Source organism: Tardiphaga sp. P4_G1 (assembly GCF_056401215.1).
This window is the reverse complement of sequence record NZ_JBFUJU010000007.1, coordinates 106,537-121,332: the sequence shown is the minus strand read 5'-3', so window position 1 is coordinate 121,332 and position 14,796 is coordinate 106,537. Positions and strand designations below refer to the sequence as shown.

Annotated in this window: 11 protein-coding genes; 5 read left to right on the top strand and 6 right to left on the bottom strand. The window is 63.8% G+C overall.

The genetic code is table 11. From position 1 onward, the window contains the following. Nucleotides 1–132 precede the first annotated feature (132 nt). On the top strand, nt 133–2,853 hold the full coding sequence (locus tag AC1DUY_RS18085) for a ligase-associated DNA damage response DEXH box helicase (protein WP_478116021.1): 2,721 nt from the start codon (nt 133–135) through the stop codon (nt 2,851–2,853). Between the two features lie 38 nt (nt 2,854–2,891). Beyond that, a complete protein-coding gene (gene pdeM, locus AC1DUY_RS18080; RefSeq protein ID WP_478116019.1) occupies nt 2,892–3,584 on the top strand; it encodes a ligase-associated DNA damage response endonuclease PdeM in 693 nt (230 codons plus the stop codon). 22 nt (nt 3,585–3,606) lie between these two features. On the opposite strand, the gene AC1DUY_RS18075 is transcribed toward pdeM, so the two are convergent. After that, the gene (locus tag AC1DUY_RS18075; protein ID WP_478116017.1) at nt 3,607–4,140 is read right to left on the bottom strand and encodes an ureidoglycolate lyase; all 534 of its coding nucleotides are present in this window, start codon (nt 4,138–4,140) and stop codon (nt 3,607–3,609) included. A 78-nt stretch (nt 4,141–4,218) separates the two neighbouring features. Further along, entirely contained in the window at nt 4,219–5,082 is an 864-nt protein-coding gene (locus AC1DUY_RS18070) for a LysR substrate-binding domain-containing protein (RefSeq protein WP_089266803.1), read from the bottom strand. A gap of 95 nt (nt 5,083–5,177) precedes the next feature. Here AC1DUY_RS18070 and AC1DUY_RS18065 point away from each other — a divergent pair, with 95 nt between their 5' ends. The 3 genes from AC1DUY_RS18065 (at nt 5,178) to AC1DUY_RS18055 (ending at nt 8,250) form a co-directional block, all read left to right on the top strand. Then, entirely contained in the window at nt 5,178–6,104 is a 927-nt protein-coding gene (locus tag AC1DUY_RS18065; RefSeq protein WP_231078374.1) for a DMT family transporter, read from the top strand. A gap of 3 nt (nt 6,105–6,107) precedes the next feature. Further along, nucleotides 6,108–6,872: an MBL fold metallo-hydrolase gene (locus tag AC1DUY_RS18060; RefSeq protein ID WP_478116014.1), complete on the top strand. Its 765-nt coding sequence runs from the start codon at nt 6,108–6,110 to the stop codon at nt 6,870–6,872. Nucleotides 6,873–6,945: 73 nt separating this feature from the next. Continuing rightward, nucleotides 6,946–8,250 carry an NRAMP family divalent metal transporter gene (locus AC1DUY_RS18055; RefSeq protein ID WP_478116012.1) on the top strand — a complete coding sequence of 435 codons (1,305 nt, stop codon included), beginning with the start codon at nt 6,946–6,948 and terminating at the stop codon, nt 8,248–8,250. Between the two features lie 126 nt (nt 8,251–8,376). Here AC1DUY_RS18055 and AC1DUY_RS18050 read toward each other — a convergent pair whose 3' ends face one another. The 4 genes from AC1DUY_RS18050 to AC1DUY_RS18035 all read right to left on the bottom strand — a co-directional run bounded on the left by AC1DUY_RS18050 (nt 8,377) and on the right by AC1DUY_RS18035 (nt 14,630). Continuing rightward, nucleotides 8,377–9,150: a TIGR02186 family protein gene (locus AC1DUY_RS18050; protein WP_068737508.1), complete on the bottom strand. Its 774-nt coding sequence runs from the start codon at nt 9,148–9,150 to the stop codon at nt 8,377–8,379. Then, nucleotides 9,147–10,076, bottom strand: coding sequence for a sulfite exporter TauE/SafE family protein (locus tag AC1DUY_RS18045; protein ID WP_320446408.1), 930 nt, complete (start codon nt 10,074–10,076; stop codon nt 9,147–9,149). Before AC1DUY_RS18045 ends, AC1DUY_RS18050 begins: the two co-directional genes overlap by 4 nt. Before the next feature lie 215 nt (nt 10,077–10,291). After that, the gene (locus tag AC1DUY_RS18040) at nt 10,292–11,107 is read right to left on the bottom strand and encodes a COG3904 family protein (protein ID WP_478116010.1); all 816 of its coding nucleotides are present in this window, start codon (nt 11,105–11,107) and stop codon (nt 10,292–10,294) included. Between the two features lie 118 nt (nt 11,108–11,225). Next, complete coding sequence (locus AC1DUY_RS18035; RefSeq protein ID WP_478116008.1) at nt 11,226–14,630, bottom strand: tetratricopeptide repeat protein; 3,405 nt, start codon at nt 14,628–14,630, stop codon at nt 11,226–11,228. Nucleotides 14,631–14,796: the final 166 nt, after the last annotated feature.

Here is a 14,796-nt window from a genome sequence, read left to right as displayed (position 1 = left end):
TTCCTTTGGGCGAAGCAATCCAGTCCTCTCTTGCTGTTTTCTGGATTGCTTCGTCGCAAGGGCTTAGGGGAAAGTTGCACGGCAACTTTCCTTGACCTCGCAATGACGGCTGAGAGTGCCTAGTTCTAACGCGTGCCGCCCCGTAAATCCGTCGCCAAACCCGACCTGTTGCCCGATCACTTCCTGCGCTGGTTCGCCATGCGCGGCTGGTCGCCGCGCGAACATCAATTGGCGCTGCTGGAGAAGGCGCGCGACGATCGCTCGGCGCTGCTGATCGCGCCGACCGGCGCCGGCAAGACGCTGGCCGGATTCCTGCCGACGCTGGTGGAACTGTCTAACCTCTCCCCGCTTGCGGGGAGAGGTCGGCTTGAGAGCGCAGCGAACGAGCCGGGTGAGGGGGAGCGCATAATTGAAACTCCCGAGTTCGCCGAAGCTCCCCCTCACCCGTCGCGGACTGCGTCCGCGCCACCCTCTCCCCGCAAGCGGGGCGAGGGGAAAAACGCAGTCGTCTCCACCGGCCGCACCGTTCTGCGCACCGGTGGCCTGCACACGCTCTACATTTCCCCGCTGAAAGCCCTCGCCGTCGACATCGCGCGCAATCTGGAAACGCCAATCGCGGAGATGCAGCTCCCGATCAAGGTCGAGACCCGCACCGGCGACACGCCGGTGTCCCGCCGTGCACGGCAGCGGCGCTATCCGCCGGATATTCTTCTGACCACGCCGGAACAGCTGGCCTTGCTGCTGTCGTCCGACGATGCGCCGTTTCTGTTCTCGTCACTCAAGCGCGTCGTGCTCGACGAGTTGCATGCGCTGGTGACGTCGAAGCGCGGGGATCTGCTGTCGCTCGGGCTCGCACGGCTGTGGAAACTCGCGCCCGAGATGCGGGCCATAGGCCTGTCGGCGACGGTCGCCGAGCCTGAATCGCTGGCACGTTTCCTCGTGCCGCAGCCCGTTGGCGAAAGCGTTTCCGCCGATATCGTCGTCGCCGGCGGCGCCGCCGAGCCGGTGGTCGAAATGCTCGACACCAAGGAACGGTTGCCCTGGGCCGGCCATTCCGCGCGCCATGCACTCGGCGAGATCTACGATCTCATCAGGGCCAACAAGACGACGCTGGTCTTCGTCAACACCCGCAGTCAGGCCGAGATGCTGTTCCAGGATCTCTGGCGCATGAACGACGATGGCCTCGCCATCGCGCTTCATCATGGCTCTCTGGACGTCGCGCAGCGCCGCAAGGTCGAGGACGCGATGTCCGCCGGGAAGCTACGAGGTGTGGTCTGTACCTCGTCGCTCGATCTCGGCGTCGACTGGGGCGATGTGGATCTCGTCATCAATGTCGGCGCGCCGAAGGGCGCCTCGCGGCTGATGCAGCGGATCGGCCGCGCCAATCACCGCATCGACGAAGCCTCGCGCGCTGTACTGGTTCCGGCCAATCGTTTTGAGGTGCTGGAATGTCGCGTCGCTATCGATGCCGTTGCCGAGAATGCGCAGGACACGCCGCCGCTGCGGACAGGCTCGCTCGATGTGCTGGCGCAGCACGTGCTCGGCTGCGCCTGCGGCGCGCCGTTTCGCGCGGACGATCTCTATAACGAAGTGCGCTCGGCGGCGCCTTATGCCGAACTGTCGCGTGTCGATTTCGACGATACCGTGGAGTTCGTGGCGTCCGGCGGCTACGCGCTGAAAATCTACGAGCGTTTCGCCCGTATCAAGCAGGACGCCTCGGGCAAATGGCGCGTCACCAATCCCAAGGTGCGCCAGATGTATCGCATGAATGTCGGCACCATCGTCGAGGATACGATGCTGAAGGTGCGGCTGGTGCGCGGAGGCAGCGGAAAAGGCAAAAAGGGTGTCACTGGTGCGTTGGCGCGCGGGGGACGCATGCTCGGCCAGATCGAGGAGTATTTCATCGAAGGCCTTGTGGTCGGCGATACCTTCGTCTTTGGCGGCGAAGTCGTGCGCTACGAATCCCTGGTCGAGGACCAGGTCTATGTCTCGCGCGCCCATGACAAGGACGCCAAGGTGCCATCCTATATGGGCGGCAAGTTTCCGCTCTCGACCTATCTCGCGGAACGCGTGCGCAAACTGCTGGACGATGAGCGCGCCTGGAAAGGCCTGCCCGATCAGGTGCGCGAGTGGCTGTCGCTGCAGGCTCATGTCTCGCATGTGCCCGGCACGCGCGAGTTGATGGTCGAGACCTTTCCACGCGCCGACAAGCATTACCTCGTCTGCTATCCGTTCGAAGGCCGCCTCGCGCATCAAACATTGGGCATGCTGTTGACGCGCCGTCTTGAACGCGCCCGCGCGCGGCCGCTGGGTTTTGTCGCCAACGAATATGCGCTGGCCATATGGGGCCTCGGCGACACGTCGCATATGATCAGGCAGGGCAGGCTCGATCTCGCCGCTTTGTTCGATCCCGACATGCTCGGCGACGATCTCGAAGCCTGGCTCGCGGAATCGGCGCTGATGAAACGGACGTTCCGCACCTGCGCGGTGATCTCGGGGCTGATCCATACCCGTTTCACCGGCGAGGAGAAATCGCGCCGCCAGGTGCTGTTCTCCACGGACTTGATCTACGACGTGCTGCGCAAGCATCAGCCCGATCATGTGTTGCTGCGCGCCGCGCGCGCCGACGCCGCGACGGGATTGCTGGACATTCGGCGATTGAGCGACATGCTGACGCGCATCCAGGGCCGTATCATTCACCGGGAACTCGATCGCGTGTCGCCGCTGGCGGTGCCGGTGATGCTGGAAATTGGCCGTGAAGCGGTATACGGCGAAGCGTCGGACGAGCTCCTGGCGGAAGCCGCCGAGGAACTCGTGAAAGAGGCGACGGGATTCGAAGAGACGCGATCGTAAGGGTTTTGCGAATCTCGCATTCGTCTTAAAAGAGCACCATGCACGCTGAAACCGTCACCGCCGATATGAGCACGGTCAGCATCGCCGGCGTCACGCTGGCTGCGGACCTGTCGGGCGCCTTGTATTGGGAAGAGCAGAAACTTCTCGTGGTGTCCGATCTACATCTCGAAAAGGGCTCGAGCTATGCTAATCGCGGCGTGCTGCTGCCGCCTTACGATACGATCGCAACGCTCGGTCGCCTCGGTGCGGTGATCGCGCGTCACGATCCGCGCATCGTGATTGCGCTCGGCGACAGTTTCCACGACCGTGACGCCCATGAGCGGTTATCGCCGGCCAATCGCGACCTGCTGTCCACATTGCAGACGCGCCGTGACTGGATCTGGATATCAGGTAATCATGATCCTGCATTGCCACCTGATCTCGGCGGCACCGTCGCTGAAGAAGTCGCCATCGGCCCGATCACCTTCCGTCATGAGCCGACCGGTGCTGCAGGCGAGATTGCCGGTCACTTGCATCCAAAGGCGCGCGTCAGCACCCGCGGCCGCGCCGTCGAACGTCGTTGCTTTGCGAGCGACGGCACCCGCGCGGTGATGCCGGCCTTCGGCGCCTATACCGGCGGGCTTAACATCCGCGACGCGGCATTCGCGAAAATCTTCCAGACCCTCGGCTTCGTTGCCCATGTGCTCGGCGATCGGCGCATGCACGCCATTGCCGCATCGCGCTGTTGCTAGATCAGCGATTTCCAACAGATCGTCATTCTCGCTGGATCAGGCGAACCTGCGGGATTTCCAGGATGGTAGTCTCCTTTGCGGGCTGTCTGTTGACGAGATGGTCGATAAGATCCTCAGTCGTCGAGCCTCGGGTCAGCATCAGGCAGGTCGCATTGTCGGCGCGCGTTGCGTGCCAAACGCCGGGACGCATGCAGATTCCGACACCGGGAGACAAACGATAAGCTCGGAGGGTCGACAAATCCGGCCGCTGGTTTGCGTCACTCAAGCAAAGGATCTGAACGATCTCTTTCGTGAGAGGCACGACCGCCTGTTGGGTCAAGTGATGGACTTCGAGCTTTGAGACAAGCGGATTGTTGTCACGATACTCGACCCACAGGACCTCGGTGTTGCCTCCCGTGCCGGGATCAAAGAAGTGTTCGTGCCAGAAATCGCTCGCCGGGCTTCGAAAACCGACCGCGTCTTTTTTGAGAGGATCGGTTTTGCCGAGCACCCATCCGAAGGCTTCGAACGACGTGGGACTCAGAGCCTCAACAGTAACAGCGTCGGATGTCGGCATGGAGGGCTCCTTGGGGGCGTGTCCGAAGCATGGCTTCATGGCCCTGCAAACCGACGAGCATTAAAAGAAAGAGCGGCCTTACGCCGCCTTCGCCTGCACCGTATCGCAGAACTCGGCGAGGTGGTCGGCAAGCCGCAGCGTTGCTGGGCTCGCATCGGGGGCGGCCATCAGCGTCACTTCAGTCTGGTCGATCGGCGCGAAGCCTTCTTTCGCCGTCAAGATGCGATGGTCGGCCTGGATCGCCATGTCGGACAGGATACTAAGGCCAAGTCCGGCGGCGACCGCGGCCTGGATGCCGGCGAGGCCGGAGCTCGTATAGGCCATGTGCCAACTGCGGCCTGCCGCCTCGATGGCATGGATCGCGCGGGTCCGGTAAAGGCAGCCGGCGGGAAAGCCGATCAACGGGACCGACCGGACGGCGGGGTCGATCGGATGTGCCTTGCTCGTGACCCAATGGATCCGCTCGGGCCACACTGCAATGCCACCTTTCTCACCGGCGGCGCGCTTGAACAGTGCCAGGTCGAGTTCGCCGCGTTCGAGGTCGCGGCGCAAATAGGTGCTCTGGTCGGCGCGTACGTCGAGCCGCAAGCCGGGCCGGGATCGCGAAAAATTCGCCAGCAATTCGGTCAGGCGATAGGCCGCGAAATCCTCGGGGATGCCGAGCCTGACAGCGCCTTCATTGGTTGGCCGGGCCAGCACGTCGCGGGCTTCCTCCGCCAGCGCCAGCAGCCGTCGCGCATAGGACAACAGCCGCTCGCCGGCTTCGGTCGGCGTCACGTCCTTGCCGGTGCGGTTCAGCAGCGGCTGGCCTATATCCTCTTCCAGTCGCTTGATTTGCTGGCTGACGGTGGATTGGGTGCGGTGAACGCGCTCGCCGGCGCGGGTAAAGCCGCGGGCATCGACCACCGAGACGAAGCTGCGCAGGAGTTCGAGATCCAGCATCGGCTGTCCATTCGTTTTTCAACTGACAACAAGTATATCATTTAATTTCCAAATGGGAAGGCGGGCGCATAGACCGGTGACAAAGGAGATTTCCGATGTCCCTCGCGCCGTCAGTCGCGGTTCCTCGTGCCGCCTTCAATCCGCTGCCGATCTATATCGGCATCTTCTGTCTGCTTTGGAGTTTCTCCTTCGTCGCAGGGAAGATCGCCGTCACCGATTGCCCGCCGCTCATTCTGCTCGCCGCGCGGTTCTCGCTCGCTGGTGTTCTGATCCTTGGCATTTCCGCCTTGCGCCGCGGTGCCTGGTCGCTGTCCTGGCGCGATGTCGCGGCCTACGCCGTCATCGGCCTGGCCAATAACGCGCTGTATCTCGGCCTCGGCTATACCGGCCTGCAAACCATCTCCGCCGGTCTCGGCGGCCTGGTCGTCAGCGCAAACCCGGTATTTACAGCCGTGTTCGCAGCACTGTTGCTGAAGGAGCCGCTCACCGGACGCAAGGTCGCCGGGCTCTTGCTCGGCATCGCCGGCGTCGCCTCGATCGTCTGGCACCGCATATCGGTGGGCACCGACAGCGCGCAGGGCATCGTATTCACGCTGGCATCGCTCGCTTCCATCGTGACTGGGACGATCCTGTTCAAGCTGCTGGCACCCAAGGGCAGCCTGTGGCTCGGCAACGGCGTGCAGAATCTTGTGGCCGGCGTGGTGCTGATCCCGGTGGCGCTCACGTTTTCCGATATTGGCGCGATCGTGCCGAGTGCGCGATTGATCGCTTCGTTTGCATTCCTGACATTGGGCGGTTCTATCCTCGGCTATCTGCTGTGGTTTCATCTCCTGAAGACCTGCGGCGCCACCGCTGCCAGCGCCTATCACTTCCTGATGCCGCCACTCGGCATGCTGTTCGCCTGGATGGTGCTCGGCGAGCATGTCGAAAGTCGTGATCTCCTGGGGATCGTCCCGGTCGCCCTCGGTATCTATCTCGTCACCAGACCGGCCGCTTCACCAGCCCCCCTGCGACAGGAGTAGTTCATGTTCCTCACTATCACCCTGATCGGCGGCCCCACCGCGCTGATTGAAATCGACGGGTTCCGGTTGCTCACCGATCCGACCTTCGATCATCCGGGCGCTTACAAGCTGCCGCATGTCACGCTAGAAAAACTCGTCGGCCCCGCGATCTCCGCCGCGCAAGTCGGCGCGGTTGATGTGGTGCTGCTCAGTCACGATCAGCACTCCGACAATCTTGACAATTCCGGGCGCGATTTCCTGCGTCACGCGCCGCGCGTGCTGACAACCATTGCGGGCGCCAAGCGCCTCGGTGGGGATGTTGAAGGTCTCGCGCCATGGGACAGCACCGAGCTTACCGGTAAGGATGGTCACTCGCTGACGATCACCGCGACCCCGGCGCGTCATGGCCCGGCCGGCATCGAGCCGCTGTCGGGCGATGTCATCGGCTTCGTGCTGAGCTCGAACGCGCCAGGGAGCAGGCCGATCTACATTACAGGCGACACCGTCTGGTTCGATGGCGTCGCCGAGGTCGCGCGGCGTTTTCCGGCCGGCGTGGTACTGCCCTTCGCCGGCGCGGCGCAAACCCGCGGGCCATTCCACCTCACCATGGACACCAACGACACGATCGAGACGGCGCGCGCATTTCCCGATGCGACGATTGTGCCGGTGCACACCGACGGATGGGCGCATTTCAAACAGAGTGCCGGCGACCTGCGCGCATCCTTCGACACGCTCGGCTTCGGTGCCCGTCTGCGTATCCTCGAACCGGGTGTGCGGACCTTGATCTAGCCCATTGCCAGTCCCTGCTTCGGAACGTTAGCTGCGACGGCACGTTGCCGAGCGGTGAGATGGCAGGGATCAGATGTCGGACCAGTCCAGCGAGAAGCCTGATGATCAGGAGGGAGAAGCTACTGGTCCGAAAGGCTTTCTGAAACGGCTTGGTCCTGGTCTGATCACCGGCGCTTCCGACGACGATCCGTCCGGCATCGGCACCTATAGTCAGGCCGGGGCACAACTTGGTTACGGCATCGGCTGGACCATGCTGTTGACCTTTCCGCTGATGGTCGCAATCCAGGAAATTTCCGGACGCGTCGGCAGCGTGACCGGTCGCGGCATTTCCGGCAATGTCTGCCGGCACTATCCGGCATCGCTGCTGCACCTCATCGTGTCGCTGCTGTTCATCGCCAACACGATCAACATCGCGGCCGATCTCGGCGCCATGGCCGATGCCACCAAGCTGCTCGTTGGCGGTCACGGCATCATCTATGTCGTTCTGTTCGGCGCTCTCTCGGTAGGCGCGCAAATCTTCTTTGACTACAAGCGCTATGTTTCGGTGCTGAAATGGCTGACGCTCTGCCTGTTCTCCTATGTCGCCGCGCTTGCGGTCGTGAAGGTCGACTGGAGCGCCGCTCTCACAGGCATCCTGCTGCCGCAAATCACCTGGAGCGGCTCGTATCTCACCACCATAGTTGCCATTCTCGGGACGACGATTTCGCCATATCTGTTCTTCTGGCAGGCCTCGCAGGAGGCGGAAGACGAACGTATCGATCCCCACAAGGCTCCGTTGATCGAGAGGCCGATTGGTGCCGCGATGGAGTTTTCGCGCATTCGGGCCGACACGATCGTCGGCATGGCATTTTCGAACCTGATCGCGCTGTCGATCATCATCACGGCTGCGGCCACGCTCAATGCCTCCGGCAAGACGGATATCGAGACCTCGGCGCAGGCGGCTGAAGCCTTGCGTCCGATCGCCGGAGTATTCGCAGAGTGGATATTTGCGCTGGGCATCGTCGGCACGGGTCTGCTGGCGATCCCGGTGCTCGCAGGCTCAACTGCCTATGCGGTGGGCGAAGGTCAGCGCTGGCTGGTCGGACTCGATCGCAAGCCGCGCGAGGCCGTGGCGTTCTACGCGGTGCTGGCTCTGTCTGCCGTGATCGGGATCGCGCTGAATTTCACCTCGATCAACCCGATCTCGGCGCTGTACTGGAGCGCGGTCATCAACGGCGTTCTCGCCGTGCCGGTGATGGTGCTGCTGATGGTGATGTCGCGCCGCAGGGATGTGATGGGCGATTTTGTGATCAAGGGGCCGTTGCACTGGCTCGGTTGGCTGTCGACTGCAGCAATGGCCATCAGCGTGGTGGCGATGGTGGTGGGGATATTTTTGTAGCGCGCAGAATCCTCAACCGTCATTGCGAGGAGCGAAGCGACGCGGCAATCCAGAAGGCCACAAGCGAAGGAAGACAGGATTGCTTCGTCGCAAGGGCTCCTCGCAATGACGGTGGTGAGAGTAGCGTTAATCCCGTCTGAACACGATCGACGCGGCCCAGCCAGACATTAGTGCCATCGCGGCGGTGAGCAGTCCGTAGATGAAACCGTGATTGCGCGCGGCATTGGCGACGAACTGCTCGAAGCCGACCTTGACGATATCGAACGCCGTCTCCGCTTTCGAGATCAGCGCACCGTCGGCGAACAGTTTGATCTCGACATCGTAGGTTCCGATGGGCACTTCGGCGGGCAACGGAATGCTGGTTCGGAACAGCGTCGGTGTCAGGAATGTCACCGCTGAGGTCTCCTCGCGATAAAGTCCGTGTTCCTTACGCAGTCGCACAAAGGCGCTGCGGAACGGGTCTGTGGCCACGACGTCCGCATAGTCGGTGCCGACGCGCTGGGTCAGCAGGACGTTATTGATTCCGAGCTGCTGGCGGCGCTGTACGTCGGCAGGCGCGATGGCGTCCATAGGACGGTTGGAAAACACGGCGAGATAGGACGGCACCTGCAGGAACTGGCGCGAATCCGTGTTGATCCAGATGCCGAAGCGGCGCTCCTTGCGCCGGGTCATGAGGTCGGTGCGCGGTCCGTTGACGGTGACGACGAGATTGTAGTTGTTGCGGCCGGGCGGTGTCTTGTCGTCTTTCTCGACAGCCCCGAACAGCACCAGTTCCTCGCCGGCATAATTCGGCGTCACGGTCACGCGATGGTTCGACACCGAGACGATCAGTTGTTCGGCGCGGGCCGGGGCGAGCATTCCGATGCCGAGTGCGGCGATGATCGGGAGCGCGCGTATCATGGAGCGACGCCTCCGGTATCGCGGATCGTGAACAGATCCGTGGGGCGAACGACCAGTTCCACCGCGAAGCGGACGCCGACCGCCAGGATCAGCAGGCCCAGCAGCAGGCGCAAATGCTCGCCGCGAATCTTCTGCCCGGCGCGGGCGCCGAATTGTGCGCCGGTGACGCCGCCGACCATCAGGATGAGGGCCAGCACCGCATCGACCAGATGATTGGTGACGGCGTGCAGCAATGTCGCGATCACCATGGTGACCAGCGTCAGCACCATAGATGTGCCGATGACCGTCGAAGTCGGAATGCGCAGCCAGTAGATCAGGATCGGGATCAGGATAAAGCTGCCGCCGATGCCCATCACGGCGCCGATGAAGCCGATCAGGAGACCGACGGCGATCACCGGGATCACCGAGAGATAGATCTTGGAGCGCTTGAACCGCATCTTGAGCGGCAGGCCGTGAACCCAGCTATGGCTGCCGGACCGGCGCAAGTTCACGGGATCACCGCGCCGGATGCGCAGCAGCGCGCGCAGGCCCTCCCAGAACATCAAGCTGCCGACGGCGGTGAGCAGGATCACATAGGACAGCGAGATGGTGAGGTCGAGCTGGCCGAGATTGCGCAGCTGCGTGAATGCCCACACCCCGAGCGCTGTGCCGACCACGCCGCCGGTCAGAAGGACCGTCGCAAGCGCGGGATCGATGGCGCGGCGTCGCCAGTAGGACAGCGCACCGGAGAAAGACGAGGCTGCAATGTGGCTTGCCACTGACGCGACCGATACCGCGGGGGCGATGCCGACGAAAATCAGTAGCGGTGTCATCAGGAAGCCGCCGCCGATCCCGAACATGCCGGAGACGAAGCCGACCGCAGCGCCCATCGCCAGGATGAGCAACACATTGATCGGAATGTCGGCGATCGGGAGATACAGTTGCACGCGCGTTCGCTTCGGAATTCTGGCCCTGAGTTGGGCCGAAACCGCTCATGGCGTGGTTCTGGAGGCGGCGCGGATTGCGAGCCGCGTCCCCGTCTTAGACGATATCGTCCGTTGATGGGATTAAAGAATCCGGTACAGGCGCGGTTTTCCGCCTCTGCCGATGATGCACCTTTCAAGGTGGTAAATTTTGTTGGGCCAGGCGCAGGCCGGCGGCGTCACGACTTCCTGGCCGGATCGGTGACGAGGTTCATGGCGGCGGCCTCGCTGGTGCCGAGCCAGCGAATTTTCTCGGTGGCTGACATGGCCTCCACGACCGACGAGGCTACGCCCATCTTGGTCATGTAGCTGAGCACATAGCCCATGGTGCGCTGCGCCGATGCGGTGGGGTCAGCGCCCGGCTTGGGAGATACAAAGCGGTGGACGCCCAGCCGCGAGCCCTCGACGCCTATGCGGGCCTTGCCGCCCGCATAGGTCATCACGCAGGCGCTGGCGCAGTAGGACGATTTGATGCGGCCCGCCGAATCCACCGTGCCCACCGCCGTAGTCAGCCCGCGCGCACGGATGATCTCGCCCATGATGATGGCTTGGCCGACATTTCCGCCCGGAGACGACAGCAGCACGGTATCGCCGGGCGCGAGTTTGGCTTCATCGAGCTTTTCGCGAAACCAGCTCGCAGTGGCCGGCCCGATCTCGCCCGTGATCGCCAGCGCCGGGCGGCCGCGGCCCGAATTGTCCGGATCGAGACTTCCGACCTCCGAAGACGCCATGCTCGGCGAGATATAGAGGTCTTTCCAATAGGCCCAGGCCTCCGGTTTGGAGAGCTCCTGATAGGCCTGCGCGCCGATACCGCCGAATATTACGACCGCGAATGCGACCGAGGGCCAGTTGAACCATTTGCTGCGCGGTGGCTCGGGCAGCGGGGGCTGCGGTGGGGCAGACGGCTCGGCGGGACGTGCGGCCCAGGGGTTGACCGTAGGAATCCCTGATGGGCGTTCCGCGTCCCCCGATGTGTCGTCATTTCGAAAAGACAAACCAGTTTTCCTCGTCGTTCAGTCCGGCTCGGCGCGCACTTCACCGCGGCAAGTCTGCTGAAGGTTTGTTGAGGAAATAAGACCGCCGGTTCGATCCGACGGTCCAGAAAAATCTGTCTTAGCGCGCAGCTCGCTTGCCCATCGATGCTTTCGCCCCGACCTGTGCCGGCGCAGCATCCCAACCGCCCGCGGGAGTGGCCACGTTAATGGCGTCCTCGGGCTGGCCTTCCGGTGCGAAAGTCTGGACCGCCAGCCTGGCCGCGGCCAGCGACTGCGGATCGAGGCGCTTGGCGATGTCATCGCGCTTGCGGCCGGCATCGACGTCGCCCTGGGAGGCGGCGAGGCTGAACCACTTGAAGCTCTCGGCGAGGTTCTGTTCGACGCCGATGCCGCGGGCATAGAGGATGCCGAGATTGAACTGGCTGTCGGCGACGCCCCGATCGGCTGCCCTGCGGAACCAGTACGACGCGCTCTTGTAGTTGGCGCCCTTGGTGCCGCCGTCGGCATCGAGCACGGCGAGATTGTGCATCGCCTTGGCGTTACCACGGTCGGCGGCGAGCACGTAATAGCGGCGGGCGACGTCTAGATCCTTCTTCGCGCCGAGGCCCTTCTCGAACAGCGCGCCCAGGCGGAACATGGCCGGCACGACATTGGCCTGCGCCGCGCGGTCATACCACTTGGCGGCTTCGTCGTAGTTCTGCGCTACGCCCTTGCCTTCGGCATAGCGGACGCCGATTTCGAACGCAGCAGAGGCGTCGCCCTTGAGCGCCGCGTTGCGCAACGCGGTGCTGCCGATGGTCTCGGGCAGGCGCTCGCCGGCGGGGATCGAGGCTGTGGTGATCTTCTGACCGCTCGACGGCAACACCGGCCCGGCGGCACTGGCCTGCGGCGCGGCAATGCTGCCGGTCACATCGGGCGACACATATGGCACAGGCGCGGCCTGTGGCACTGGCTGCGGCGCAGGCTCGACGGCGGCGGGCGGCGGTGCGATCAGCGACTGCTTGCCGATCGGGGTGGGTGATGTCATCGACGGGGTGGCAGGCACCGGAGCGGCGGGCTTGGTCAGGGCCTCGGCCGGCTCGGGCGCGTTCAGCTGCAGCGGCGGTGCCGAGTGAATATTCTCGGCCACCGGCGCCGGCGAGCCGCTGTCCAGCAGCGTCATCGCCATCTTGAACGAGCCGAGCACGATCACGACCACGCTGGCGCCGACCAGCAGCGAGCGGATCTTCGAGCCGATCGTGGAGGATGACTTTTCGCTATCGGCGAGCTGCGGCCCAGGTCTGGTGGCCTTCGATTTGTCGGCCCTGGATTTGTCAGACCTCGATTTGTCGTTGCCGGTTGCGGCTGCAGCCTGTGCGGCGCGGCGTGCGGCAGCAATGAAACTCGACGCGGTGGCCTGTTCGGGGGCATCGACGGCGATTTCGCTGATCGCGTCTTCCGACGCGGCGATGCGTTCGGATGGCGATGCGCCGCGGCCCTGCGGACGCGTGCCGGGTTCGAGCGGATGATCTGGTGGCAGCGCCGGGTCAACCATCGGGCGCGGCGACGGACGCTCAGCAGCGGATGCAGACTGCGCGACTGGCTTTGGCGCGGGCGGAGGATCGAGAATGTCGCTGATCGCCTTCGGCATCGGGAAGGCCGATGCCGGTTCATGCGAGATCGCAGTTGCCGCGAAGTCGCGCGGCGCGGCATCGAAGTGAACCTGCGGCGGACGCACCTCGACCTGCGACGGCGCAGCCTGTGGCTTCACCGGATTGGGCATCTGCGGGCGCGGCGGGGCCGGCACCGAAACGGCTGGTGCGGTCGCCGGGCGCGGGGTCGGAGCGGGTGTTGCAACGGGCGCGGATTGCTTGGCAGGCGCGGCGCTGACGGCGCGCAGATCGCCCTCGATCCTTGCGAGGCGATCGACCACATGGCCGAGCGTCGAGTGAACGACTTCCAGCGAATCCTGCGTGTGACGGTCGGTTTCCGACTGGCTGAAGCGCATGTCGGAGAGTTCGCGCTTGATCGTGTCGACCAGGCCGGGATCGATCGATGACGCCTTGCTGCGGGGATTGTCCAGCGCGGCGAACAGCGACTGCTGGCGTTCGAGATGGCGCAGGATGTCCTGCAGCCCGTCCTCGACACGGCCGAGATTGTTGCCGCGCGTATCGGTGATGCTCTCCATCCGCTCGAGCAGATAGGAGACGCGCTGTTCGAGATGCGCGAAGGCCGACGAGGAGTCGTTGCCGACCGGCATATGGTCGAGACGCTCGGACAGCGTCCGCAATGCCGTTTCCAGATGATCCGAGCTCGCCATGACGGCCGGGCGCTCGCGATTTTCCAGGGCTGCCGTCAGCGTCATGATGCGCGCCTCGAGCGCGGCAAATGAATCGCTGTTGTCGGCGCGTGCGAGCTGATCGACCTTCGACGACAGCGTCTGCAGGTCGTCGCTGAGACGGCCGAGCGCTTCGTTGGAAGCGACGTTGGACACGATGGCGCGCAGCGCGGTGATCGCGCCCTGCAGCTGCTCCATGGTACCGGGATCGTTGCTCGAGCGCACGATCAAGTCGATCTTGCCGCCGAGATTACGGATCGCCTCGTCGAAGCCGGCCAGCTGTTCGGCCGGCGTCAGCGTGGTCAGCGTCTTGTGGATGTCGGCCAGTGCGCGTTCGAGATTGGCCAGCACATCGCCATCGATGCCGCTGTGGCGGTTGTCGTCGATGCGGCGGCCGAGTTCACGGATCTCGTTCTCGATTGATTCAATCGCGCGGCGCGGCATCGCTTCGGTGATGACGTTGCGGATGTCGGCGAGCTCGCCGCGGAAAGCCGCGATCGACTGCTCGATATTGTTGTCCGGGCGCTGCAGCGCATCGATCTTTGTGGTGATCTGGAACAGCTGCCGTTCCAAACCAGACATATCCGGCATGAAGCTCTGCGGCGGCGCGGCGGGCTGCGCATAAGGCGGCTGTACGAAGGACGGCGCAATTGGCGGCGCGCTGCGCGGGGCCATCCGCGGCGTGCCGTCGAGTTCGCCCTGACGGGCGGCGATCTCGGCGATGGCGAAGTCCAGCGAGAACGGATCGATCGGCGGCGAGGCGCTATAGACCTGATTGGCGGCACGCTCGACCATATCGATGCGCGGCTGTTGCGGCGGCGCGGGGCGATATGCGGGCTCGCTGATCTGCGATAAACGCGCGTCAAGCCGCGAGATCGCATCATTGAGCTGGCGCGCGACGCCGGGCTCGCTGCTGCGTTGTGCAGGCTTCGAGAACAATTCGATCTGCCGGGCAATGGCATCGAGCCGCTCGTGGATTTCGACGACATCGGCAGCGTCGCGCTGCGGCAGCGCTGCACGCGGGGTAAGGGGGCGTTCCTGGTCGCGAGGGCGTGCATTGGGCGAGTTGTAGCGCGGGGGAGCTTCGCCGATGGTCGAGTTCAGCCAGTCGCCGAGCGACATGCCGGCACGGCGCGCCGCAGCTTCGGCCCGCTCGCGAACCGATGGCTCAATCCCGTCAACACTCCACGATACGCGCGAATTCATGCTTTGGTCCGGTTCCGAGCTTGACGCCCACCAGCGCCTGCAGCCTCCCCCGCGCGTCCCATTGTGAAGACAATCGTAACGTGCGCGGGTCGTCTGCCTCTGATCCGGACTTTTCAGGGTTAGGGTAAATAACGAGTTAAGGATCGGGCTCGGCCAGCCTTAAAAG

Excerpts from the sequence above, each read along its gene's own strand:
- pdeM (WP_478116019.1), top strand. The coding sequence starts at position 2,892 with ATGCACGCTGAAACCGTCACCGCCGATATGAGCACGGTCAGCATCGCC.
- AC1DUY_RS18075 (WP_478116017.1), bottom strand. The coding sequence starts at position 4,140 with ATGCCGACATCCGACGCTGTTACTGTTGAGGCTCTGAGTCCCACGTCG.
- AC1DUY_RS18070 (WP_089266803.1), bottom strand. The coding sequence starts at position 5,082 with ATGCTGGATCTCGAACTCCTGCGCAGCTTCGTCTCGGTGGTCGATGCC.
- AC1DUY_RS18065 (WP_231078374.1), top strand. The coding sequence starts at position 5,178 with ATGTCCCTCGCGCCGTCAGTCGCGGTTCCTCGTGCCGCCTTCAATCCG.
- AC1DUY_RS18060 (WP_478116014.1), top strand. The coding sequence starts at position 6,108 with ATGTTCCTCACTATCACCCTGATCGGCGGCCCCACCGCGCTGATTGAA.
- AC1DUY_RS18055 (WP_478116012.1), top strand. The coding sequence starts at position 6,946 with ATGTCGGACCAGTCCAGCGAGAAGCCTGATGATCAGGAGGGAGAAGCT.
- AC1DUY_RS18050 (WP_068737508.1), bottom strand. The coding sequence starts at position 9,150 with ATGATACGCGCGCTCCCGATCATCGCCGCACTCGGCATCGGAATGCTC.
- AC1DUY_RS18035 (WP_478116008.1), bottom strand. The coding sequence starts at position 14,630 with ATGAATTCGCGCGTATCGTGGAGTGTTGACGGGATTGAGCCATCGGTT.